The 25,089-nt window shown below is 40.4% G+C and carries 23 protein-coding genes; 11 read left to right on the top strand and 12 right to left on the bottom strand.

Features of this window, described 5'->3' with window-relative positions; all coding sequences use genetic code 11:
* Window positions 1–12: 12 nt before the first annotated feature.
* A complete protein-coding gene (locus F896_RS21325) occupies window positions 13–138 on the top strand; it encodes a hypothetical protein (RefSeq protein WP_016162470.1) in 126 nt (41 codons plus the stop codon).
* 403 nt (window positions 139–541) lie between these two features.
* Here F896_RS21325 and F896_RS17055 read toward each other — a convergent pair whose 3' ends face one another.
* Both F896_RS17055 and F896_RS17060 read right to left on the bottom strand, forming a co-directional pair.
* A complete protein-coding gene (locus tag F896_RS17055) occupies window positions 542–883 on the bottom strand; it encodes a DHCW motif cupin fold protein (protein ID WP_016162469.1) in 342 nt (113 codons plus the stop codon).
* A gap of 429 nt (window positions 884–1,312) precedes the next feature.
* Window positions 1,313–2,206 (bottom strand): LysR family transcriptional regulator, encoded by an 894-nt coding sequence (locus tag F896_RS17060; protein ID WP_016162468.1) that lies wholly within the window; start codon window positions 2,204–2,206, stop codon window positions 1,313–1,315.
* 94 nt (window positions 2,207–2,300) lie between these two features.
* Here F896_RS17060 and F896_RS17065 point away from each other — a divergent pair, with 94 nt between their 5' ends.
* Window positions 2,301–2,753: a PACE efflux transporter gene (locus F896_RS17065; RefSeq protein WP_016162467.1), complete on the top strand. Its 453-nt coding sequence runs from the start codon at window positions 2,301–2,303 to the stop codon at window positions 2,751–2,753.
* A 96-nt stretch (window positions 2,754–2,849) separates the two neighbouring features.
* Here F896_RS17065 and F896_RS17070 read toward each other — a convergent pair whose 3' ends face one another.
* The 4 genes from F896_RS17070 to F896_RS17085 all read right to left on the bottom strand — a co-directional run bounded on the left by F896_RS17070 (window position 2,850) and on the right by F896_RS17085 (window position 6,434).
* Window positions 2,850–3,317 (bottom strand): DUF2147 domain-containing protein, encoded by a 468-nt coding sequence (locus F896_RS17070; protein ID WP_016162466.1) that lies wholly within the window; start codon window positions 3,315–3,317, stop codon window positions 2,850–2,852.
* Between the two features lie 109 nt (window positions 3,318–3,426).
* On the bottom strand, window positions 3,427–4,785 hold the full coding sequence (gene phoR / locus F896_RS17075) for a phosphate regulon sensor histidine kinase PhoR (protein ID WP_016162465.1): 1,359 nt from the start codon (window positions 4,783–4,785) through the stop codon (window positions 3,427–3,429).
* Between the two features lie 9 nt (window positions 4,786–4,794).
* Window positions 4,795–5,505 (bottom strand): phosphate regulon transcriptional regulator PhoB, encoded by a 711-nt coding sequence (gene phoB / locus F896_RS17080; RefSeq protein ID WP_004803505.1) that lies wholly within the window; start codon window positions 5,503–5,505, stop codon window positions 4,795–4,797.
* 251 nt (window positions 5,506–5,756) lie between these two features.
* Window positions 5,757–6,434, bottom strand: coding sequence for a TetR/AcrR family transcriptional regulator (locus F896_RS17085; RefSeq protein WP_016162464.1), 678 nt, complete (start codon window positions 6,432–6,434; stop codon window positions 5,757–5,759).
* A gap of 300 nt (window positions 6,435–6,734) precedes the next feature.
* Between F896_RS17085 and F896_RS17090 the strand changes: the two genes are divergently transcribed.
* Window positions 6,735–7,562, top strand: coding sequence for an SDR family NAD(P)-dependent oxidoreductase (locus tag F896_RS17090; protein ID WP_004657060.1), 828 nt, complete (start codon window positions 6,735–6,737; stop codon window positions 7,560–7,562).
* A gap of 65 nt (window positions 7,563–7,627) precedes the next feature.
* Here F896_RS17090 and F896_RS17095 read toward each other — a convergent pair whose 3' ends face one another.
* From F896_RS17095 to F896_RS17115, 5 genes are all read right to left on the bottom strand, one after another.
* Entirely contained in the window at window positions 7,628–8,995 is a 1,368-nt protein-coding gene (locus F896_RS17095; RefSeq protein WP_016162463.1) for an MATE family efflux transporter, read from the bottom strand.
* Between the two features lie 97 nt (window positions 8,996–9,092).
* Window positions 9,093–10,247 (bottom strand): pyridoxal phosphate-dependent aminotransferase, encoded by a 1,155-nt coding sequence (locus F896_RS17100; RefSeq protein ID WP_016162462.1) that lies wholly within the window; start codon window positions 10,245–10,247, stop codon window positions 9,093–9,095.
* Window positions 10,248–10,492: 245 nt separating this feature from the next.
* On the bottom strand, window positions 10,493–11,800 hold the full coding sequence (locus F896_RS17105) for a DUF445 domain-containing protein (protein WP_016162461.1): 1,308 nt from the start codon (window positions 11,798–11,800) through the stop codon (window positions 10,493–10,495).
* A gap of 18 nt (window positions 11,801–11,818) precedes the next feature.
* Window positions 11,819–12,376, bottom strand: a complete 558-nt coding sequence (locus tag F896_RS17110) for a CC0125/CC1285 family lipoprotein (protein WP_016162460.1) — start codon at window positions 12,374–12,376, stop codon at window positions 11,819–11,821.
* Window positions 12,377–12,412: 36 nt separating this feature from the next.
* Complete coding sequence (locus F896_RS17115; protein WP_016162459.1) at window positions 12,413–12,952, bottom strand: DUF924 family protein; 540 nt, start codon at window positions 12,950–12,952, stop codon at window positions 12,413–12,415.
* Between the two features lie 227 nt (window positions 12,953–13,179).
* Between F896_RS17115 and gshA the strand changes: the two genes are divergently transcribed.
* The 8 genes from gshA (at window position 13,180) to F896_RS17155 (ending at window position 23,644) form a co-directional block, all read left to right on the top strand.
* Complete coding sequence (gene gshA, locus F896_RS17120) at window positions 13,180–14,754, top strand: glutamate--cysteine ligase (protein WP_016162458.1); 1,575 nt, start codon at window positions 13,180–13,182, stop codon at window positions 14,752–14,754.
* An 18-nt stretch (window positions 14,755–14,772) separates the two neighbouring features.
* On the top strand, window positions 14,773–15,279 hold the full coding sequence (locus tag F896_RS17125) for a disulfide bond formation protein B (protein ID WP_016162457.1): 507 nt from the start codon (window positions 14,773–14,775) through the stop codon (window positions 15,277–15,279).
* A gap of 177 nt (window positions 15,280–15,456) precedes the next feature.
* Complete coding sequence (locus F896_RS17130; RefSeq protein ID WP_016162456.1) at window positions 15,457–18,858, top strand: type VI secretion system Vgr family protein; 3,402 nt, start codon at window positions 15,457–15,459, stop codon at window positions 18,856–18,858.
* 7 nt (window positions 18,859–18,865) lie between these two features.
* Window positions 18,866–19,399 carry a hypothetical protein gene (locus F896_RS17135; RefSeq protein ID WP_016162455.1) on the top strand — a complete coding sequence of 178 codons (534 nt, stop codon included), beginning with the start codon at window positions 18,866–18,868 and terminating at the stop codon, window positions 19,397–19,399.
* On the top strand, window positions 19,399–21,816 hold the full coding sequence (locus F896_RS17140; RefSeq protein ID WP_016162454.1) for a hypothetical protein: 2,418 nt from the start codon (window positions 19,399–19,401) through the stop codon (window positions 21,814–21,816). Before F896_RS17135 ends, F896_RS17140 begins: the two co-directional genes overlap by 1 nt.
* Window positions 21,817–21,818: 2 nt before the next feature.
* Window positions 21,819–22,310, top strand: coding sequence for a hypothetical protein (locus tag F896_RS17145; protein WP_016162453.1), 492 nt, complete (start codon window positions 21,819–21,821; stop codon window positions 22,308–22,310).
* Window positions 22,311–22,339: 29 nt separating this feature from the next.
* Window positions 22,340–23,050, top strand: a complete 711-nt coding sequence (locus F896_RS17150; RefSeq protein WP_016162452.1) for a hypothetical protein — start codon at window positions 22,340–22,342, stop codon at window positions 23,048–23,050.
* 45 nt (window positions 23,051–23,095) lie between these two features.
* Window positions 23,096–23,644 (top strand): hypothetical protein, encoded by a 549-nt coding sequence (locus F896_RS17155; RefSeq protein ID WP_016162451.1) that lies wholly within the window; start codon window positions 23,096–23,098, stop codon window positions 23,642–23,644.
* Window positions 23,645–23,724: 80 nt separating this feature from the next.
* Here F896_RS17155 and F896_RS17160 read toward each other — a convergent pair whose 3' ends face one another.
* A complete protein-coding gene (locus F896_RS17160; protein WP_016162450.1) occupies window positions 23,725–25,071 on the bottom strand; it encodes a PGAP1-like alpha/beta domain-containing protein in 1,347 nt (448 codons plus the stop codon).
* Between the last annotated feature and the right edge of the window lie 18 nt (window positions 25,072–25,089).

Below are 25,089 nucleotides of genomic sequence, written 5' to 3'. Positions count from 1 at the left end.
AGGTCGATGACGATGACAATCAGAAATAAGATTTTGACCTTGATTGCTGCTGTAGTGATTTGTCTACTGGCACAAAGCTATGATCAGTATATGGGTGTGATGACGACAGAGCAGACTATTGATTTATTGGGAGATTGATAAATTTTCCGTACTCAGTTCCATATGATCACTGACTTTTTAAAGGGTGAGAAAGCTCAGCAGTGTACGCTTTTTCTTACACAGATTAGGGGCAATGTCCCATTTTCAGCTAAGGCTGAATTGCCTAATATGAACTCATCGGGAACAGGAAGTTCCAAAACATAAAACAAGAATGATAAGTTTGTGCATCAGGATGTGAGATATGACAGGAGTTGTATCTAGTGAAAGGAATACGAAAAAGCCCGACTTGGATGTCGGGCTTTTTTATTGCAAATCTAACAAGTGTTTGAGTGCGTTGGCTTGTTGTTTTATAACCAACAGAATTGCAGTGAATAGGTGTATCACTGAACTTAAGGCTTAAGATTAACTCTTATGTCTTTTACATGAGCCACATAATCTTAACTCAATCAACAATGAGTAATTTAGCTCCATTTAAACTGAAGGATTGGTGCGGTTCGGCATGATCACCAACCTGATAGCTCATTCCTTGAGTTAAAATAAACGTCCTTCCATCTTTTAATCTGCTTTCAAGTTCACCTTCTAAGCAAAATAGAATATGCCCTTTTTCACACCAATGATCAGCTAAGTAATTCGCTGAATATTCTACAATTCTTACTCTAATTTTATTTCCTTCTTCACCAAAGTATTGTGTTTTCCAATACGCTTTTCCAGTTTCTCCACGGTATTCTACCGATTCTATTTTATCCCAGTCAGTCACTTGAAATGGAAAAGGAAAAATATTCATATACTGTTCCAAAGCTTTAGATTTATTCTAAAAATATAGATAAATTTAGCTTTTGCAATACTCTTATTTAAGCGAAGAGCTGTAATGCGCAGGAACATTAATGAAAAAATTTAAATTCAATACTTATTTAGACCATATTAAAAAACTACAAAAGCCATTGATTTAAAATAAGATAGATTCTTTATGAGTGACTTAGATATTCCTTGTCAGATTTTTAAACATAAACCATGTACGCTTTTTCTTACACCAATTCAGGGCAATGTCCCATTTTCAGACTCAATTGAATTGCCTAAGATGAACTCATTAGGAACAGGAAGTTCCAGAACATAAAACAAGAATGATAAGTTTGCGCATCAGGACGTGAGATATGACAGGAGTTGTATCTAATGAAAGGAATACGAAAAAGCCCGACTCGGATGTCGGGCTTTTTTATTTAATATTGATTTGTTTTTCCCATAGCTCAATCAACAGTTGCATGGATTTGCTCAGTGGTTTATAAGCTGGCCAAATCGCATGAATCGGCATATCCAGCCCATTGGTGGTATCGAGAAAAGCTAAGCGCACCAGACTTTGTTTGGCAAAATGTGTTTGCACCACGGAAAGGGGAAAATTACCCCAACCTAAGCCTTGTTCCACCATATCAATCGCCATGGATAAGTTATCGCTATACCAATAAGAATCCGAGACCAATACCCGACTATCAGGTAATGGATAATGCTTGCTGGCCACAATAATCTGTCTGAGTTCAGATAACATGGTGAGTTCATTTTTATTATGTGCTTTGAGTTGTTGCGCATCTTTCGGTGAAACGGCTGCAACAAATTGTTCCATGCCCAGTAAGCGGAAACGTTCATTATTATCGAGTTGTGATGAGCTATAAGCGATATAGAGATCGATCTCGTTCTGGTGTAGCCGTGTTTTGAGCTCTTGTTGTGGTGCGTTGACCATTTCAATATTTAACAAGGGATAACGTTGAATCAGCTGTTCAATCCCTGCCAATAAAAACTTTTGATTCACATCTGCAGCGATGCCAATACAAAGACTGGTCTCGAGTCCCGTTGAAAGTTCAGTCAGATGCAGGTCGAGCTGACGTAATTTGGTCACAATTAGTCGGGCATGCGGTTCGATTGAAAGCGCGACTTCGGTGGGGGCAAGATGATTTTTGCTGCGTTCAAACAATTTTAAATTCAATTCTGCTTCGAGATTGGCAATCGCCATGCTAACTGCGGACGGCACTCGATTTAAGGCGCGTGCTGCTGCAGAAAAATTACCACGATCAATAATCTCAAGAATCAGTTCAAGCTGCTCACGGCTGAGTTTCATGGCAATTTCCTTGTCAGTAAATCTGATGACGATTGACTTTTTTTATCAAATTTAAGGCGTAAAATCCACCCATTATTGATTTTAAGGTGTGGTCATGCAAGGAACTAAGAGAAGAGTCACTTATGTATTTTTCTATGAAGTTTTTAGCTTTTTTATCTGTGCAATGGTGCTGGCAGTGCTTTCGGGCACCACCATCAGCCATACAGGACCTTTATCGATCTTGATTGCGGTGATTGCAGTGACGGTCAATTTCTTTTATAACGCTGTGTTTGAGATGTGGGAAAAGAAGCAGACATCAAAAAAAAGGACAGTACTCAGACGTGTAGCACATGCCATTGGCTTTCAAATTGTTTTGGTGATGATTTTGATTCCCTTGATTGCTTGGTGGATGCAGATCAGTTTAGTCAAAGCCTTCTTGTTGGATTTTAGTTTGATGGTGCTGATTCCATGTTATACCTTTGTTTATAATTACTTTTTTGATCATATTTTTGGTTTACCCAGCCATTTGCTTGAGCCAGCAGCGATGAGTGCCAAAACCAGCGCTTAATTGACAGTTTTATCGTTAAACTCATAAAAAAGAGTGCATAAATTGCACTCTTTTTTATGTGAAATATAAATTATTACTGTGACTGAATTTAAATCATTAAAGTCGAATCCAGGTCATATTGCGGAAACTATTATTGCTTGGGTTTTTGGCATTGATACTCAACATTTTACCTGTTTTACTTAAACGGCCACTCAGGCTGTATTTTTGACCATCATAAGGATTGAGCCAAACGCCTTGTCCAAATTCCTCGTTTTGATTGAGCATTTTCAGTCCTGTTAATACTTCCATGCCGATCATCTGTTGATTCTTTAAGGTGCCCGTACATGCTGTACATACAGTGGGTGCAGCCTCCTTGGCAGAAGGATACATTTTGACAATCACAGCACTGTATTGCTCGGTTGCAGAATGCCTGCGAATGACGATATCTGACAGGTAAGAACCCGTACGTTCATCCACGACTTTCCACGTCCCAATCAGTGGATCAGTCGGTGCAGCGTGAATTGCCAAAGGCGTATTGAGCCCAAGTAAGAAAATACAAGCGCGAAGAAAAGGGATATTTAGCATGAGAATGATATCAAAAAATAGAAATAATGAAATGAAACAACAATTTATTATATTGTTTTAGTGGAATGATCACATCATATTTTAGGGAACTTGGCAGTTCCCTTCGGGTTTAAATCATGCGGTATAAGCGTTCTTTCGGGAACACAGCAGTAAAGGTCGAACCTTCATTTTCTTTAGAGGTAATTTCTAAGTGTGCGCCGTGTTGCATTAACACATGTTTCACAATTGCCAATCCAAGTCCGGTTCCACCCGTTTGACGGCTACGTGCGCTATCAACACGGTAGAAACGTTCTGTTAGACGCGGCAAATGTTTTGGGTTAATCCCAATACCATTATCCTGTACGGTAAAGTACGCATGATCACCATCTTCATGCCAGCCAATGGTGATAATACCGCCTGCAGGGGTGTATTTAATCGCATTGGTGATTAAGTTGCTGAATGCACTGGCAATTTCGATATCAGAACCAATCAGGTCGCAATGGCTATCAATATCTAGATTTAAGGTATGCCCATAATCGAGATTGTAGGCACGAGCATCATCAAAGATCTGGTTCATCAGATTGGCCATATCAATGATCTGATTTTTCGCGACTTTTTTATTATTTTCTAAATTAGATAACAACAATAAATCATTAACCAAAGCATTCATACGCTTGGTTTGTGACTGCATTTGTGTGAAAGCACGTTTCCAGCGCGGGGTAATATCGTCTTGATCAATAAAAGTTTCGATATAACCACTGAGTACGGTAAGCGGTGTACGTAATTCATGTGAAATATTATCAACAAAGTCTTTACGCATTTGCTCGAGATTATGTACTCGTGTGGTGTCATAAGCGACCAATAGGCGACTTTCTCCACCGAAGCGGGTCAGTTTGACTTGCACATAACGATCTTCATCCAGCTGTGCTTGCAGACGGATACCATCAGGAGATTGATCACTGTGGTTAAAATATTCAATAAAACTGGGTTGGCGCAAAATCGACAATAAATTGCGGCCACGGTCCAAGGGACTAATCCCTAACAGTTTTTCAGCGGCAGGATTCCACCATTCGATTTGATGTTGATCATCAATTAAAACCACGGCTTCGGCCAATGCCACCAAAGAAGATTGCGCGCGATCAATCAAACCTACCATTTCAGCTTGAACAATGCGTTCTTGCCGTTGTGCACGGTAGACGTTGAACAGCAATGCGCCCCAGATCCCATTTAGATTTGGAGGGACATCATAAGGCCGATTGGAAATCCATTCATTCACCAGATAAAGCGAGCGGAGCTGTAGCATGAAGAACAGCACAAAGGCGACAAAAATACAGCTCCAGAAGTAACCCACCCCGAATCCGACTAAGCTCGCAATCAATAAGAAAAAAAGTAACAGTCTTAAATCTTGCTTTGCAAAGGTCCATAAACTGCTATAGCGAAAACGTTGGTGTTCACGTGCCAGTTCAGGGACGGGGTAAGGCTCATACATAAAGGATTTTTAACCTACTGCTAAATCTGCTCGTGTCGAGAAACGGTAACCTGTGCCACGAACGGTTTGCACAAAACGATCGACACCAAAAGGCTCTAACACTTTGCGTAAACGACGGATATGCACATCAATGGTACGGTCTTCAATATAGACATTACCACCCCAGACTTGATCTAGGAGTTGAGCACGTGTATAGGCACGCTCAGGATGGGTCATAAAGAAGGCCAATAAACGATATTCAGTTGGACCCATCTCTAAAATACTGTTGCCGAAACTGACGCGCTGGCTAACAGGATCAAGTAATAAGCCATTGGCATCAATCACTTTCTCACCGCTCAATGCATTGGCACGACGTAACACTGCTTTGATACGAGACACCAGTTCACGGGTTGAAAATGGCTTGGTCATGTAATCGTCTGCACCTGCATCAAGACCTTGTACTTTATGGTCTTCTTCACCACGTGCAGTCAGCATGATTACAGGAATCTCTGCCAAGTTCTCATCGCGTTTGAGACGGCGGCATAAATCTACACCACTCACACCACCTGGTAGCATCCAATCCAGCAAAATAAGCGCAGGACGCTGATCAACGATAATCTGATGCGCTTGTTTGGCATCCTCTGCTTGTAAACATTGGAAGCCTGCCATATCTAAAGAGGTATGGATCATTTCGCGGATCGGTAGCTCATCATCGACAATTAAAATATAGTCATCTTTCACAGCGCAATACCCTTAAAATCTGTAACGGTTTAACCGTTTTGTTGTTATGACAGGCTTATTACAAAGATTAATTATGACAATATCATTGCAAAAGAATTAATAAAGTCGAATTTAGCAATAAATTGTGACAATTGTAGGGCAGCATGGTGACGGATTGATGACAATCTGCTTAGCAATAAAGCAAATAAATTCATTTGCTTAACTGAAGTGTAGTTTAACAGCTTTGTTTGTCATAAAACTGTAAAACGATTTTAATTTTTTTGCGAGGTTGTTTCGATAAAAGACAAAAAGACAGCACAACAGGCTGACAAAACATCTTCTAGAGGCTGTTTGAAGCCTTCCGAGACCCAACGAATAATAATATGCGTGACATAACCATTTAAGCCAGTTGCCATCAGCGAGACTTCTTCAGCACTTTGTGGTGCATTCGGCATGGTGATCATCACAAAGCCTTGAATAATACGATCGAACTGGGTCAAAGTCTCTTGAATGGTGGCTTGGTTATGCAGATCTTGCACCAGCATCGCATCAATATAAATAATCCGTGCCATACGTGGATCATCTTTAATCGCACCCAATAAAGCCGACAGACCTGCGGTCACCATATTCTTGGGTTCAGGCGCAGCCATTAAAACGGCTTGGGTTAAACAGGTTTGCATTTTCTCAATCATTTTTAAGAATACGGTTTGAAACAGCTCTTCGCTTTTCTTAAAAGATTCATAAAAATAGCGTTCAGTCAGCTTGGCTTCATTACAGACATCTTTGACGGTGACCGAGAAAAAGCCTTGTGTGCCGTAGGTTGCAATACCTGCTTCAATCAATTTTTCACGGCGTGCTTCTTTGCGCTCGGTTAAAGAAAGACCTTTAAATTGTCGTTCTTTCGCTTCTGTATTTTTTTTCTTGCTTGTCGTTTGATCTTGAGTTGCCATTGAGAAAACCGTTCCCTAAAAAGTCTTTAAATCGTGTGTCTAATATGTGCATTTCAACCATGTTGTGCTGACTAGCATAACCAAATTTTGAAAATATGCTTTGTCTCTTTTAAACATCATCAGTCATGAAATGTAAATAGGCCTATTATGACATGTAGGATGTTGGTTATTGCCATTTGTCTTAAAGCTATAGTGTACTATATTGACAACACGTATTGTCAAAATTATATTGGTTACAGGTTAAACAGCACATGGTCTGAGCGAATATGTGCGTATCATTCGCAGTACAAAGGATAGGCAATGAAAAATTTTAAAAATAAAGTCGCAGCGATCACCGGTGCAGGTTCTGGGATTGGACAACAATTGGCAGTTTTATTGGCGAAACAAGGCTGTCATTTGTCATTGAGTGATATCAATGAAAAAGGTCTGACGCAAACTGTTGAATTAGTGAAGCAATACCCTGTAACAGTGACCACCAAAGTACTTGATGTTTCAAACCGTGATGCGGTAAAACAGTGGGCGCAAGAGACTGTACAGGATCATGGCTCAGTCAATTTGATCTTCAATAACGCAGGCGTAGCACTTGGCTCGACAGTAGAAGGCGCAAGCTATGAAGATTTAGAATGGATCGTTGGGATTAATTTCTGGGGTGTGGTCTATGGCACTAAAGAATTCCTGCCATTCATCAAACAAACCAAAGATGGTCATATCATCAACATCTCTAGTATTTTTGGTTTAACCTCGCAACCAACACAATCAGCGTATAACGCAACTAAATTTGCGGTACGTGGTTTTACTGAATCACTACGTCAGGAATTGGACATTGAGAAGGGTGGTGTCAGCTCACTCTGCGTACATCCGGGTGGGATTCGTACCAATATCGCCAAAGCAGCGAAAATGAATGACAGCTTGAAGAGCTTGGGCATGGACCCGAACAAATCAATCAAGCAGTTTGATAAGTTCCTACGCACCCCACCAGAAGAAGCTGCACGTCAAATTTTAAATGCGGTATTGAAAGATAAACGCCGTTTATTGATTGGGACCGATGCGCGTATTGTGGATTCGTTCCAACGCTTATTCCCAACGGGTTATCAACGTATTGCAGCGCTTGCAACCAAGATGATGTAAGTTGTCATCATTAAAAAAAAGCCATTCTCTGTGAATGGCTTTTTTTTATCCGTCAGAAGGTGGTTTTAGATCAGCACCTTAATTTTGGTCTTCTTCCAAAAGAATTGATAATAAAAGGCTTGGAACAGACATAGACAAACAAAGGACAGCGCATAGGCAATCCAGATTCCTGTTAAGCCCCACAATGAACTAAACCAATACGCACACGGCACTTCGATCAGAACAATTGTGAAAATATTGATGAGCATCGGGATATTGACTGCACCACTGGCACGCATAATCGATGCAAAAATGGCACTGGCGCCAAAGAATAGAATCGACCACAGTACAATAAATAACAGTTGTTGACCCAGCTCAATTACACTGTGATCGGTAATAAACAGCGCCATTAGATATTTTGAGAACAAATAAGCCAGAGCAATCAAACTACCGGTAAATAAGAAATTCATGCCCAAAGCGGTACGGGTGACTTTGGCCAATAAATCAGGTTTACCTGCGCCAATCGCCTGTGCAGCAAAAATCGAAGCGGCAATCGAAATCGACAAGGCTGGAAATTGAATGTAGTTCAGTACCTGATTGACTGCGCCGTAGGCAGCGGTGGCATGTGCACCATAATGGTTAATCAAGCCAATAATCACCAGACCAGCTAAGGAGGTGGTGACCATTTGAATCCCTGTTGGAATACCGAGTTTTAAAATTAATTTACTCAGCTCAGCATCATGACGAATATGTTGCAGCAATAGACTATCAATTTTCAGTGGATGATTTTTATAGTTTAGATAAATTGCTAAGAAAATCAGCACCGCGGCATAACCGATAATGGTTGCAATCGCAGGGGCAACAATACCTAAAGCTGGAAAACCAAAATAACCTTTCAGTAAAACGGGCGTCACGCCTAAACCAATCAAGCTGGTGAGGCTTAGTGCAATTAGTGGCGTCACACTATCACCGACACCCCGCAAGATCGAGGTATAGATAATATAGACGAACAGTAAGGGGCTGCCCACCAACATCCATTGCACATAAGGCAAGGATAGGTGCATCACTTTGGGATCGGTGCCCAGTAACTCCAGAATATGTTTGGCGAAGATTAGTCCCAAGACCGCAATAATGCTGCCGCCGATCAAGGTCATAAACACGGTGGAGCCAATCACAGAACGGACTTTTTCCAGATTTTGTGCACCCCATGCCTGCCCAATCAGCACCGTGGAGCCTGCGGAAATACCGATCACAAAGGCCAATAAAAAGAACAGGATGGGAAAGAATACCGATACAGCAGCAATTGCATTCACACCCATCATTTGTCCGACGAAGATGGTATTAATCGTTCCCGACAGGTTTTGTAAAATATTGGTGGCGATCAGCGGCACCAGAAACACAAAAAAGGTTTTCCAGAGGTTTGGTTGCATCACCAGAGGTTGGCGTGGTGTCATTCAATTTCCTTCAAGCTTCATCCTGAAACGATTGTATTTTTGTCAACATAACATTCTCAGTTGTGTTGAAGATGAGGGTTCAGTTTATTTTTGTTGATCAACATTGTACGAGGATTTCACCTGCGCGTTGTAGTGTTTGATCAGTTTTGGCGAAGCAGAAGCGAATCAAGCGTAGTGATTCTGGTGCTTGTCGATAGAACACCGAAATTGGAATTGCCACAATTTTATGTTGCTCCGCAAGGAATTGGCACATCTCGATATCATTAAGATCAGGACGAATAGCACTGTAATCCAGATTTTGGAAATAGGTGCCTTGAGATGGGATGAAGTCAAAACGTGAATTTTGAATTTGAGCATTGAACAAGTCACGTTTTGCCTGATAAAAGCTAGGCAATTCTTGAATATGCTCAGGGTGTTGTTGCATATAGTTGGCCAGTGCAATCTGGCACGGGGTGGTGCCACAGAAATTGGCAAATTGATAAATCTGGCGGAACAGGCGCATGAGTTGCGGTGAGGCGACACAATAGCCCGTTTTCCAACCAGTGACATGATAGGTTTTACCGAAAGAACCAATCACAAAACTACGTTCACGCAATTCGGGGAATTGCAGTGCGCTATGGTGCTTTTGCCCATCAAAAATTAGATGTTCATAGACTTCATCGGATAACACCACGATATTTTTATCTTGAATCAGCTCAATTAACTGTCGCCAATCCTGTTCTGACCAGATTGCCCCTGTTGGATTATGTGGTGTGTTGACAATGATCATGCGGGTGTTGGCATTGATACTGTCTTTGACCTTTTGCCAATTCACCTGAAAGCTAGGGGCATCTAAATGGATATGTACGGATGTTCCACCTGCCAACTGAACCGCAGGGGCATAGCTGTCATAGCTTGGATCGAAAATAATTACTTCATCACCTGCATGGATACAGGCTTGAATAGCACAGAAAATCGCAATGGTTGCACCAGGGGTGATGGTGATTTCAGTGACTGGATCAAGTTGCAGTTGATCGCGCGTCAAGAATTGCGTAGCCAGTTGTTGTCTTAAGGTCAGTACACCATCGCCAGATGGATATTGGTTATAGCCTGAAAGTGTCGCTTGGCTCAGTGCTTCGAGCAATGCTGGTGGCGCAGGGAAATCGGGGAAGCCTTGGGATAAGTTCAAGGCATTCAGGCGGTGTGCGAGTTCAGTCATGACACTAAAAATGGTGACGCCTTGGCTTGGGAGTTTTGACTGAAGTTGCAACATCGGATGTCCTTTTTAATATCTAATTTCTTTTTTACGATGACTCTGCACAGCCTCGTATGCTGTGAGAAATTATATGTAATTTGCATAGGCATGTTTTACTTTTCAAGGATGAAAAGTAACAAAAATCCTTTGTAGTACTGACGGCCCATCCTTGAGGCCGCAGCACTACGGGCGGCATCCATGCCGCCGCCACGATAGCTGACCTCAATTTAAATTTAGCTAAAGGATTTTAGAATTTGATTTATTTACAAAACATTTTCCACAATGGCACGAATCACACCCAGTGCTAAACCAATAAACGCGCCGACAATGACACCATTGACGCGGATCATATGCAAATCACCGCCAACTTCACTTTCGATTTTGGCAATCATTTCACGTGAATCCCACTCATGGATGCGTTCACTGATATAACGAATGATCTTGTCGCTATACTGTTCACTGAAATTAATGGCTAAGCCGACCATTTTTTCATTCAGTACCTGACGCACTTTTTCATTCTGAATCAGGCTTTCGCCGAGCTGTTGAATCGCAGCTTGTAAATTGGTGGCAATGCCTGAATCTTCCTGCATTAAATCAGTTTTAATCGCATCACATAATATTGCCACAGCGCCACTGATAAAGTTCAATACCTGTGGACTATCAAGCAGCGCATCTTTACCACGATTTAAACGTTGGCTGGCTTCACTATCGGGTTCTGCCAGTTCCAGCATCAAGTTATGCGTGGTGGCTTCAATATCTTGACGCCAAGGATGGTCAGGATTGGCCAGCATCGATTCAACTTTTTCGATCAAGGAGTCAATAGTACGTTGTTGTACATCAATACCGATCCAGCTAGCACCTTTAGCCAGTTTCCAAACACCTAATTCTTGGAATAATTTACGTGATAAATCACGTGCTTCTTCAGGGTGAGACACCATCCATTCATGTGCCAGATCCAGTCCACGTTGTAATACGTCTTGATGGAAATCATTTTCCAGTACGGCACGCAGCATTTCACTGGCCAATTTATTGACCTTGGTACTTCTGACCCATTGCACACTGTTATTTTGCACAAAATGTGCAATTTGATCTTGGCTGACAAATTCAAAAATTCTCGGCACAGTGTGTTGGATCATCTGCACCACATGCTGATTGTTCTTAGGATTAGCCAACCACTGACCTACCGCCAAACTGATATCGGCATTTTGTAGACTACGTTCTACGATCTGTGGGGAGAGGAAATTTTCCTGTACGAAGCGACCCATTGACTCGGCAATACGGGCCTTATTGCGCGGAATAATTTCGGTATGATCACGCAACAGTTTGGGCAGCGGCATTCTGCCGAAAGGGTTGCGGAATAAGACGGTGACTGCATACCAATCGGCTAAGCCACCAACCACGCCTGCTTCTGCACCGAGCATGAAAATATGGATGAGCCATTTATATTCAGGCAGGAAATGTGCCGCGACCATTAAAGCGACCCATGACACCACTGCAATAATCAGTGCCATGGTGGCGAAGTATTTACTTCGTTGTAAGCTTGGGACGTGGATTTCTTCGACTGAACTCATTGAGTCATCCTTTTAATTTCATTTCTTGTTTTGAGGTGGTGCAGGTGGCTGCAACACGTCTCCTGTTGGACTCAAGCCATATTTAGGCCCTAAGGATTGCAAAATCAGTTGTGCATCAAAGGCATCTGGTGATTGCTGCTGTGTCTTAAAGCACTCAATAGTATACGACACTTGAATCGGATCAATATTGACCACTTGTGGGGTATCGTAGAATGGATCCGGCCAAAAGGCTGGATGACGACGATAATAACCATAAGGATAATACGATGGTGTCGGATAAATTACCGCCTGACGAGGTGCTTTATGACGGGCATTGCTTGGATCGTCCACTACGCTAAAATAGCGGAACCCATTTTTGACCGTGGTTTGCGCTGCCTTAAGTAGGGTGATTTCCTCAGCCGTACCATAACTCAAATTATTATCCGTCTGGAAACCAACGCGGTAAGTTTTGTTATTTAACGGATAAGCGGTGAATTGTCCGAGTTGGTCAAAGGTTCTGGGTTTGGAGGGAACCGTTGCACATCCTGCAAATGTCAGTGCGACAAGGAGCGGGGTGCATATTAATAAAGTTTTCATATGCCATTCCTGTGTACAGTGTCGAGGGAGATCGACTTAAAAACTACTATTGGGTTGAGTTAAAAATTCCAGTTCTTCAGCGCTTGAGTGACGACCTAAAATTGCATTGCGATGTGGATAACGACCAAAACGATCAATGATCACTTTATGCTTTTTCTCAAAGTTTAAATTGATTTCATTGCCTAAACGTTGAAATAATTTTAGGGCAAACTCATGTATGAGTTTGGATTCACTATGCATAAACGGCATATAAAGAAAGGAACGTTGCTCAGGACTGAGTTGTGCATCCAACTGCAAACTAATCGCTTCTTGTGAAAGTGTTAAAGCCAAGCTGTCGTAGGCAAAGGCCTGTGCCTGATCTCGATATAAATTTCGTGAGAACTGATCGAGGACAATAATTTCAGCCAAACGCCCTTCAGGCGTTTGGCGCCATGACCACAGCTCCGCCTGAGCAGCTTGCTGATGAATCTCTGCAAAGGACGCACGAATTTTTGCATCAAAATCATCACTTTTGGCAAACCAAAGTGAACGATGCTCAGGGTCAAACCAAAAATTAAGAATGTCTTGCGCTTGCATGGGCGAGTATCCATTGGAAGATTTATTTTTCAATAAAATCACAATTTTTGCGTGTCTTATGTAACAAGATTGTGATAAAAATTGCCAAACTAAATCAGATGACTAGATTGTAATTGTCGTTATAATTGGCTGAGTCGAAGGGATTGGCATGCACATCATGTCTGTAGAATCGACGACGTCGCTACCATGCATGTAGTCGGCTGATCTTGAATAAGCGAGCATAGAATATGAATCAACCCAGCCTTACTTCCTCTGTGATACCAACTTGGGTAGATGCCTCGCTATTAAAGGGGATGTTACGTGGGATTGAGCGTGAAAGCCTACGCATGCAAAGCAATGGATTTTTATCACAACAAAATCACCCAATCGCTTTAGGTTCGGCACTCACACATCCGCATATCACCACTGATTATTCAGAAGCATTGATGGAGTTTATCACGACGCCACAAACGACCATTGCTGCCGCTTTAAATGAGTTGAGTGATATCCATAGCATCGTACATCAACAGTTAGAAGAGGGTGAGAAACTCTGGCCTTTGTCGATGCCATGTATGCTGGATGATAACGAAGAAAATATTAAACTGGCACAATATGGCAGTTCCAATATTGGCCGCTTTAAAACCTTATACCGACGTGGTTTAGGCGTGCGTTACGGGCGCCGTATGCAAACCATTTCAGGCGTTCATTATAATTTGTCCTTTCCAGAACAACTATTTGCAGTTTTGCAGCAGCATGAGAGCAACCCACAATTAAAACAGCTCAGCCTGCAAGATTATCGTAGCCATCGTTATTTTGGTTTGATCCGCAATTTTATTCGCCTGATTCCTTTGGTGATGTATATGCTGGGTGCAAGTCCATCGGTGTGTCGTTGCTTCCTGACAGGTCGTCAACATCACTTACAGCCTTTAGTCAAAGGCACGCTCTATTTGCCTGAAGCGACTGCATTGCGGATGGGACGTTTGGGCTATCAAAACTCAGCACAAAAAGAACTTGGGATTCATTATAACGATCTGCATGATTATTTAGATGGCTTACAAAAAGCCGTGCACACCCCATATCCAGAATTTACTCAGCTCGGTTTAAATGATGAACAGGGCGAGCCGATTCAGATCAATGATCATGTGCTACAGATAGAAAATGAATACTACAGTCTGGTGCGTCCTAAACAGGTGCCACAAGCGGGTGAAACACCTTCACAAGCCTTAAAAAATCGTGGCGTCGGCTACGTCGAATTACGTGCAGTGGATGTGAATCCGTATAGTGCCATTGGCATTGATGAAATCTCGGCAGGCTTTCTTGAAAGTTTAGCCTTGTACTGCTTACTCAAAGACAGTCCAGATTTATTTGCTGAAGAACAAGAACAGATTGATCGTAACCAAACGGAAGTAGTCAATCGTGGTCGTGCGGCAGATGCCAAGATCGAAGAGGGAAACCAGTCGATTGCTTTAAAAGACTGGGCACAAACTCATTTAAATGCAATTCAAGCTTGTGCCAAGATCCTAGACCAAATGGATGGCACCCAGCTATATCAAGATGCCATTCAAGTGATGCAACAACGCCTAGACCATGTCGAAAATACCCCTTCGGCTCATGTGATTGCAGATACCTTGCAACATGGGGGCACATGGAATTTTGGGAGTGTCATGGCGCAGCAACATGTCGATCATTATGACCAGCATCCACTCAGTGAAGAACGCAAACAATATTTTGAACAATTGGCGCAAACTTCGTTGCAAAAACAGGCGCAACTTGAACAAGATAACGACATGAGTTTTGAACAATATCTTGCACAATACCGTTAAAATTTTAGAGGACTTCCCATGCGATGGAATTACCGCTTAGTCAGTGCAGTACTGGTACTGACCAGCATTATTGGTATCTCATTTGCGTTGTATTTAGAACATGTGCAAGGTTTGGATCCTTGTCCACTCTGTATTTTTCAACGCCTTGGCTTAATTGGAATGGGTTTAATTGCGCTTGTCGCATTTATCCATAATCCAGTTTCGAGCGGATTTAAACGTTTTTATGCCTTCTTGGCCACTTTATCGATTGGTTGGTCAGTTGGTGTTGCGGCACGTCATGTTTGGTTGCAAAGTTTACCACCTGATCAGGTTCCAAGTTGTGGGCCTGGCTTAAACTATCTAGTTGATGCCTTGCCAATGAAAACTGTACTACAAGAAGTGCTTTCGGGTTCAGGTGAATGCGCCGCGATAGATTGGACTTTCCTCGGTCAATCGCTACCCGTTTGGTCTCTGGTTTATTTTAGTTTGATTTTATTGATCTGCTTATGGCAATTATTTAGAAACTATAGCGTTACACAAAAATAAGCGAACCGTTATTCTAAATCCTTTTAAAAACCCGAAATATGAATGCATGTTTCGGGTTTTATTTTCTCAATAACTAATCAAGTTGTGCCATTTTGTTGCTTAAAGGCTTTTTTTATGGACAGATAGGTCTGTTTTTTGTAAAGTTCAGCCGATTCCCGTACGATCTGATTATAAAAAATGCTTTTTAATATATTTAATGTATTAGAAAAAATAGGGCTAAATGCACAGAAACGTGCCATTCACGTACAATTTTCTAATAATCTACTGAATAATCAAGTTTTTTTACAACGCATACAAGGCCAGCATCAACTCAATGTGGGTTTGGAAGCCGAGCTGATTTGTCTTTCGACCAATGCCCAGATTCCGCTCAAACAATTTATTGGGACTCAGGTTGCAGTTGATCAGGTCACCGATTCAGGGCAACTGTTTCGCACCACAGGGATTGTAACTGAGGCCAGTTATGGACAAAGCGATGGCGCATTAACGCTGTATAAGCTGACTGTAAACGATGCGACCCATTTATGGCATAAGCGCCGTAATAGCCGTGTTTTTATGAATAAAAGCATTGTGGAAATCACCGAAGTTTTATTCAAGGAATGGCAGCAAAGAAGTCCACTATTTGCGGCAAGTTTGAGTTTGGATCTGAGTGGCTTAAGCCAGAATTATGATATACGCCCATTTGTAATGGGCCATAATGAATCCGACTATTCTTTTCTCACACGCCTATGGCGCAGTGAAGGCATAAACTGGCTGATTGATGAAGCTGAGCTTTTTGTAGCGCATTCAAGTACCCCTGTTAAAGCACAGAAGTTAAGATTGATTGATGATAATAGTCAATATCAAGCTTTGGCTCGACGGAGTATTCGTTATCACCGCAGCAGTGCCACTGAATTCCAAGACAGCATGACCAGTTTTGTGGCCGTGCGTAGCTTGCAGCCGACTGCGGTGCATCTGCAACGTTGGCAGCCCGATGCCTTGGCACAAGAAGAAGGTGCAGGCTCAGTGGTCACCAGCCATAACCATTCGGAAAGTTTTGATTCTGCCAGTTTAAGCCTTGAGCAGGCATGGCATATCAGTCCAGCTTGGATGCAGGACTTAAAGGGTGAAGACCAAGCTACTGCCTCCGGTGGCAGTCAGTTGGAAAAACTGAATCAGCAATTCAATGACATGTACGCCAGTCAAGCCAAATACTTTAAGGCTTATAGTACCGTGCGCGATAGCCAAGTTGGTTATTGGTTTAATCTCAGGGAACATCCTGAAATTGATCAGCATGAAGGGGCCGATCAAGAGTTCCTGATTATTGCCAAGAATTTCTATAATCAAAATAATTTACCGAAAGATTTACAGCAACAAGTCAGTCAACTGCTCAGCCAAAGCCGCTGGGATCAACGAGGCTATGACGACATCGAGCGTCAAGGCAATGAACTGACCTTGATTCGCCGTCAGATCAAAATCACCCCTGAATATGATCCAGAGTTGCATCGTCCGATTGCTTATCCGCAACGCGCCAAAGTGGTCGGGCCAGAAGGGGAAACCATTTATGTGGATGAGTGGGGGCGGATTAAAGTACGCTTTCTGTTTACTCGTAGTGATGATCATGGACATGATGGCGGTGCGGGCAGCAATGACAATGACACCGACTCCGCATGGGTGGATGTCCTTACGCCTTGGGCGGGGGAAGGCTATGGAGCACGCTTCTTGCCGCGTATCGGTGAGGTGGTGGTCATCGACTTCTTTGATGGCAATATCGACCGTCCTTTTGTGACAGGGCGAATCCATGAAGCACAGCGTTCTCCAACCAAATTTGATGTCAAAGGGCAGCTTCCCGACACTAAAAAACTCAGTGGTATCTGCAGTCAGGAAGTGAATGGGAGTGGTTTTAACCAGTTACGCTTTGATGATACGACAGGGCAAATCAGTACCCAGTTACAAAGTAGCCATGCGGCAACACAGTTGAATTTAGGTAATTTAAGTCACCCTAAAGTGCAGGAAAGCAGCAACGGCCGTGGTGAGGGCTTCGAGCTCAGAACCGATGCTTGGGGTGCTGTACGGGCGGGTAAAGGCATGCTGATTAGTACCTATGCCCAAGAACAGGCCATTGCTGATCATCTGGAAGCCGCTCAAGCACAATCTTTGCTGTCACAGGGTTATGACAGTATGAAAATGCTCAGTGAAGTGGCTGCAAAGCAACAGACCGATGCGCTGAATGTGATTAACCGTTTACCGAAGTTTATTCAGTCATTGGAACTTAAAACCACGGGACAAGCATTAGGTAGCACCTTAAATCTATTTAAAGAAGGGATGAGTAATGATCCGATTCATGCTTTAAAGGATTGTGGTGGTTTTATTGAGGATATTGGTGCGCTCGGCGGCAATGCCAAAGGCGCGGTAGAAGAATTTAATGCATTCTTTAGTGATGCCAAAGATGCGGTTGAAAATCTGAAAGAGTTCATTGAAAACGTAGAAGAGCATGGTGCTGATATTGTCAAAGGCAAGCTTGCCAGTATTAAAGATCGGATTCAGCAAAACCCGTTTGAGAGTATTAAAGAAGTCGGAAAGGTTTTGGCCAATGTCGATATTAAAGATTTTGAGCTGATGAGTACCTGTGGCACCTTTAGTAAAGGCAGCAAGTTAGACATCACCCCGTCCAAAGCATTGAGCTCCTTACAGGGCTTTATGGAAGGTTATACCCAAGGTTTGGAAAGTAGTTCCGATACCAAGCAACAAGAGAAAGGCAAGATTTTCAGACAGGCCTTGATGTTGTTGGCATCACCGAATGGGATTGCGTTAACCACGCCTGAAAATATTATTTTGCAGGCTTCTCAGGATATTGCCGAGAGTGCCAGCGGTTCAATTAACTTGAGTGCACAGAAGAATATTATTGGTCATGCACAGGACAAAATCAGTTTGTTTGCTGCACAAAAGGGCTTTAGGGCGTACGCAGCAAAAGGGAAATTGGAGTTGCAGGCGCAGGACGATGCGATTGAAGCAATTGCCAAGAAGGTGGTTAAACTGATTTCTACTGAAGATAAGATTGAAATCACCAGTCCTAAAGAGATTGTACTTACAGCGGGTGGTTCTCAGTTGAAGATCAATGCCAACGGGGTGTTTTCAACCACAGGTGGTAAGTTTGAGAGTAAGGCTGGTCAACATTTGTTTGTGAGTGGGGCAACCGTAAATGCTGAACTGCCTAAAATGCCAGAAAGTGGAATCTTTAGCCGCCGATTTGATTTTAGCGAGTTGATTAATGCGGATTTATTGAAAGATGGATTTAAATATAAAGTTATTAATCACGCTAAGAAAACAGAATACATCGGTTTTCTTGATCAGTTCGCAAGGACGGGGCGGATCTTTAGTGATAACCCAGATAGCGTTGAAATTCTTTTACTCGGTAAGAATGATGACAGTTCAGATAAGCTACAACTGGTTGAAGAAGTGATCACGGAAGGGCAAGGTCATGGTTCAGATGAGGCTTGTTGCGGTGGCGATGATGATCATAACCATGAGCACGATAGTGATGAACATATTGATGATACAGATTTAAAAGCAGATTTTGAAAGTTTTGGACTTAAGGATTAATTTAATAATGAAAACTGTAAAGATAATGATTGGTGCATGTATTTTGCTAAATAGTATAAATTTACATGCAGAAAGTGCTAAAGAATGTATGAAATATTGGAGCGAGCCAGCAGTACAAGTGATTGTATTAGAAGATGTTCAGTGTCCTGATATATGGGAAGATAACTTTAGTAAAGAAAACAAAAAAATAGCAAAAAACATTGGCTTTGATTTAAAAGATAAAAATTGGACATCTACAGGAACATGTAATCATGTTCAGTATAAAAATAAAAATTATTATATTTATTGGGCGGAAATGAAACATAATAAAACTGATCTTATCATGATTTATAATGATATTAATTCATTCGCATATTCAAGGAAAATAGATCGAAAAAAAATTAAAAATGGGTTTAGAAAAGAAGATTCCGTAGATGTGAATTTATCTTGTAGTAAAGTTGGAGAGGATGTAAATATTGTATCCACTCTAAATGGATATTTATTCAAAGAAACATCTATTAGTAATATTTCTAAATATAAGATTAATGACAGGTTTAAATAATGAAAAAGACTATACAGTTTCAAGATGGATCAGTACAAGATTTTGAATTAAATAGAAATGGATTTATACAAGCTGTTAGTTATAAAGAATCAAGTGCTGATTTAAAGTTAGGCTTAAATCACAAATCGAATATAATAGCAGCAGCTAAAAAAAGCTCAGGAGGATATCGTGGTTTTTTTCAAATGGGAGAGTCTGCCTTATTTGAAACTGGATACTATTTAGGAGATTTAGGTGTAGATTTTAGAAAGCTAAATCCAGAGAAAGAGAAGCAAAGAATAGATACGATTAGAGCAACTTTTGATAAAAATGACTGGAAAGGGGAATGGTCAGGTAAAAATGGAATTCATTCATTCAATGATTTTCTTACAAAGCCTGAATTACAATTAATGGCAGTTAGTGATTGGATAAATTATTTATGTAAACGTATGCAGATATTAAACTTCAATCAATATTATGGGAAAATTATTAACGGGGTCGAGGTAACTGAATCAGGAGCAATAGCTAGTGCTCATTTAATGGGTGAAGGAGGGCTAGCAACTTTTCTTGGCTCACCTGTATTTAAGAAAAAATCAGCTGTATCTGATGGTAATGGAACACATATCTCTTCATACTTATCAATGTTCGGTGGCTTTGATTTAGAAAGCTGTTGCAAAAGAAAAATTTATATTACTCTAAAAGATAGTGCAGGTTTAGAATTAAAAAATAAAGAAGTAACAATTGTTTCTAAAAATAATGGTAAATATATTTCAGGCGAAACAAGAGTTAAGGTTAAGAGTGATGAGAATGGTAACCTTCCTGTTATTGTTAGAAACCCAAACACAGAAATAAAAATAGTTGCTGATGGAAAAGAGTCGAATAGTATTATTCAAAAAGCAAATGAAAAACAAAAAGCAACTTTAAGTGATTTTAAAGTTACAAGCCATTCAGCAACTTTAGAGACAGATAGTACGCCTCAACCAAGACCTCAGGTTAATAAAACACCTCAAGAAGTAAGAAATGAACAGGAACAATCTTCGACCTCTCAAGAGGCAGAGGCAACTCCTGCATCTAAAGATGTAAACTTTAATATTGAAATAGTCGAAGGGGATTCTGGTAAAGCAATCTCTAATATGAATTTTTTTCTTACCTACAAAGGTAATATTAAAAAACATACAGCTGATAGTCGTGGGGTCAAGCAAGGCATTATTGCGGAGGAAGGACAAGATGTTGAGGTTTCAGTAGAAGGTGATGGGCAGAAACAGGTTATTCATCATTTTCAAGTAACTACGGCATTAAAAAATACAACAGTCAAAGTGAAGCTTCCTGTACATCCTTTTAATATTTCAGTAACTCAAGACGGCAAACCTGTTCCAAACACATTGTTTAGTCTCTTTTACCGAGGTCGAGAAATACCGAAAAGAACAAATAATCGCGGTGTAATGAATGTACGAATGTTAACGGGTTTTGTTTTTGGCTTTGGTATAAAAGGAAAAAGTTTAGTTTTAAGTCGCGTTGAAAAATCAAGCTCAACTAAACCCTTTACCGTAAATGGTAGTGCTGTTCAGGCATCGAAATTATATGAAATTGCAGATGCAAAACGTAAACAGGCTGAAGATCTAAAAAGACAACAGCAGCAGAAAGATGTTCAGGAAAAGAAAGCAAAAGAAGAAGCGGAAAAAGCGAAAACTGAGCCAGATAAGAAGAATCAAACGAAGCAAAATAATACGTATACTGAAAGTGGAGGAAAGCCATTAACAACGGTAAGTAATCAATCACCGCCAACAAGTGATACGACTCGATATCATATTTATCATGATGGAAAAATCAAAAGAGAGAATAAAGCTGCAACTGGTTTTGCTGAGTTCATTTATTATGACCAGAACGGTAAGACTCATAATTTAGGGAAATCTAAATTTGTTAAGGCGCCTATGCGTAAAGCAGGAAATGAGGTTATCTCTGGGAGCTGCTATCTTATTGATTTTACAAAACATGGCTCTTATAGGAGTGGAAATATTGGATATAAATGGTTTATGACAGGAGGGAATATAAGATTTTATTTAAATGGTATTACCATGTCAGGAGTCCTTGGTACATTCATGAGTCTCGGTTATGAGGAATACCCAAGTTCAGGGGGCAGCCTTATTGATGGTAGTTCACAGGCACCAAGTGTTACGCATCGTAATGGTGAAGCATGTGATTTCAGATACATAGGAAAAAACAATGCGCATAGAACGAACGCAATTTGGACACAAAATAATGATTATGATGAACAAAGGAATATTACTTTAGTTCGTGAGTTAAGAAAGTTTGGCTTTACAGTATTTTATACTCAGGATGGTTATAATAAGAAACCTAAAATATCAGGCACAAGCTATGCAAAAAACCATTATCACCATTTACATATTGGCGCATGTTTGCCTAAAATCGAGGATATTTAATAATGTATAAGCTTTGTATTTTTCCTTTGTGTTTTATCATGATAGCGTGTAATGCCAAAGAAGGAACTAAGACTGTAGATAATAATTATTCATTAAATAATTTATTGTCTGAATTTAAAAATATGAATATAGGCCAAGATTACACTAAGTTGGCAAAAGAAGGTCTTGTAAAACAAGTAGATGATACAGAAATTGTTGATAATTGTTTATATGCAGAAACTAAGGATGAAAATATTAGTTATTTAGTCTTTGATAATAAGCTTTCAACTGCCTCATATCAGAAATCTGAATTTATGGGACTTCCTGTTGCAGATTTAAAATCTAAGGTTAAAGACTTAAGTTTAGTAAAAAGTGCATATGATGACAATACATACTACTTGCAGCGCCAATTAGATAGTAATAATGGTGTTAAATTTTATATTGTTGAGAATAAGGTGACTGAGGTTACATATGGAACACTTGATAAATTGAAATATCAAGAGGGATGTTCATGATAACTTCTTTTTTAAACATCAATTTTTAAATGTTTATTATGAATAAATTTATTTTTTTAAAGATGATAGTTGCTTGTAATTTTTTCTTTAACTTTTGTTATGCAAAAGAAAATTCTTCATGGAATGATTATTTGCAAGATTCTACCCAAGTAAAATCACCTGTGGAATATATAGATGCATATAATAAATATTCAGTTATTAACCCTAATTTAAAAATAAAGTTAACGGATTTTGGTAATATTGATAAAACAAAGAAAAATATTAACTACACATTAAAAAAATATGGTGTCCAAATATTAAATGGTAAGGTTGTTTATGATGTTTTAAGGACAGCAGTGCCTGTGGAGTCTAATGTTGACTTAGCTTTACTATATCACGATAAAGCTATTTTAGCTTTTAGAGTGAGAGAAGTAAGTACTATTAATTATGTTAAAATTCCATTTAAAAGAAATCAAGTCACTACTTTTTTATATAATATAAGGAATAATAATTTTATAGGAATACCCGTTATACACTCTGATAGTGAAGATAAGAGTGAACAAACAGACCTCCTCATGGGCGATCAGGTAACATATGATGCTAAGAAAGGACTGTATACGTATCTTGCAAATGTTAAAACTTATCAAGATGGAAAAATTTTCCCATTCAAGCTTGTTTTGAATAGTAGCTTAAAATGTATTTCTTCAACCTTAGGTTGTGAAACTACAGGTGTTTTAGCAGCTGAAAAAGATATTAAGTAATTCAATTTAGATTTTAGTTCGGTTTTTATTCTAAAGGGGTTTATTATGCATTCTTCTTGTAAAAAATATACGTGTATCCTCGGTTTAGTCAGCCTCAGCATCATAACTGCTTCCTGTAGCACTGCTTCAGAAAAGAAAAATGAGATTTCTCATCAAAACCAAACACAAAAAGCTTCATCACATCTTGCAAAGTTAAAAAATGATGATGGTTTCCTGATCACTTCACTTCCTTATAACTCAAATGCACATCTGAATTGTATTTTATCTGCCCAAAGAATGAATTGTGGCTCAATCAATTTGATTGATAGCAGTCGTCTGATTAAAGTTTATAGCTTTATCAACCCAAGTTATGGTGATTCAGTCGTTTTCCCAGAAACAAGCACGGGTATTTTATTAATTGCATCTCCTTCTTCAAGTAAAGCTGGAAATCCAGAAATAAATCTGACAACGGTAAACAAATTTGGCTTCGTTAAAAGCATTACCTTAGATGCATCTCAAAATATTGTTATTAATCAGAAGTATGAAATTTTATATAAAGAAGATGGAAAAGATCTAAAACTGAAATTAAATGACCAAGGTGAATTTGTGAAGTAAAGCTATTCCTAAGCTGATTGAGCCTGTTACAGCTTTTGAGCGAAAAAAGCTCAGCTAGAACCTAACTGAGCATTTATCGTTTAGGTCTCAACAATGCCTTCTAAATCATCAAAGGTATAGTTATGGGGTACGTTGATCATATGGGTTTGTACACCAGCTTCAACTTTCTCTTTAGCATCTGGATATAACCAGCGTGTGATTTGTTCGGCTACACTGGAGTGATACTGAATTTCAAAATGATTCAGCCCATAGAAAACTGCTTTATGCGTATCAGGCAACTTCAACTGAAAACGTGGATTCTGGTGTTCACCTAAAGCACTCTTCACACTGACCAGATAATCCCCAATTACAGACAGCGCTTTATTACGTAACTTCTCGAACTCTAAAGTCCCTGCAATTAAGAAGGTATTAATATGGGACGGTAGCGGAGCGGGTTTACGATTATCGTCGGCAAAACCAATGCGCGCATCATTATGTTCCCAGTCATCATCACGGACACTGCCATAACGCAGATCAAGTATGCCGTTACTACGCACATTCACCAACTGACCAAGCAAGTTGATAAATGGGAATCCACCGAGTTTGTCTTGTAAAACGAAACCAAAGCGTTCAAGTACTGCACCATGATGTGGCGAACCGATACAAACCAGATTCTCGACCATATGCACCCATTGATACAGATTCTGCTTGCCATAAAACAGGGCACTACGCGAAACCAAGCCGCCCATACTGTGCCCGATTAGATCGATACTGGTAATACGCGGATTACGCTGTACCAAATCCTCTAAGGTATTGGCAAAACTACGGCCATTAGCGGAAATTCGGCGTCCAGTGTTGTAGTTCAAATACAGCATGGTGTTGTTATCACGTTGTGCGAGCAAACGCTCACCAATCCCGCCATAACGATGATTAGACCAGGTTAAATGATTCATACATAAACCATGGGCAAGAATCACCACACGGCCTGTTAGCTCGCCTTGCTGTAATGAACCATAGTGATCATAAAGCACCATTGGCAAAGCCATTGGATTGTGTTGCTTTAAAAAGAAATCACCAAAAATTCCATTCAGCGCACCCACCAAAAAATGCAGGGTTGGGGTTAAGGGTTTGTCATGCAAGACTGGAAATTTTTCAATAATGCGACGTAAATTGGGCGCTAGAAAATGACTGCCATATTTTTGTAGTGCCACATAAGAAAACTGATAAAACTTTTGCAGTTGCGGATGCTTTTGTAATTGTTTGGCTTTTTGTGCACTTAAACCGAGCGTTGTCCTTAATACCTCAGTTTGTACCACTTGGATCAGTTCGTGTACACCACTGAGGCTGGTACTGACCAGCTGTGCCAAACCCTCCAAAACATCTGCCTGACTCGGGGGCGTGCGATCCCACTTACAATAGGTTTCATGCAGAGGTGTTAAACTTGGCATATTGATTTCCCCATCCTT

Source organism: Acinetobacter genomosp. 15BJ (assembly GCF_000400715.1).
Classification (GTDB): Bacteria; Pseudomonadota; Gammaproteobacteria; order Pseudomonadales; family Moraxellaceae; genus Acinetobacter.
Note: the sequence above shows the minus strand (reverse complement) of the source record. Positions and strands in the feature narration are given on the sequence as shown.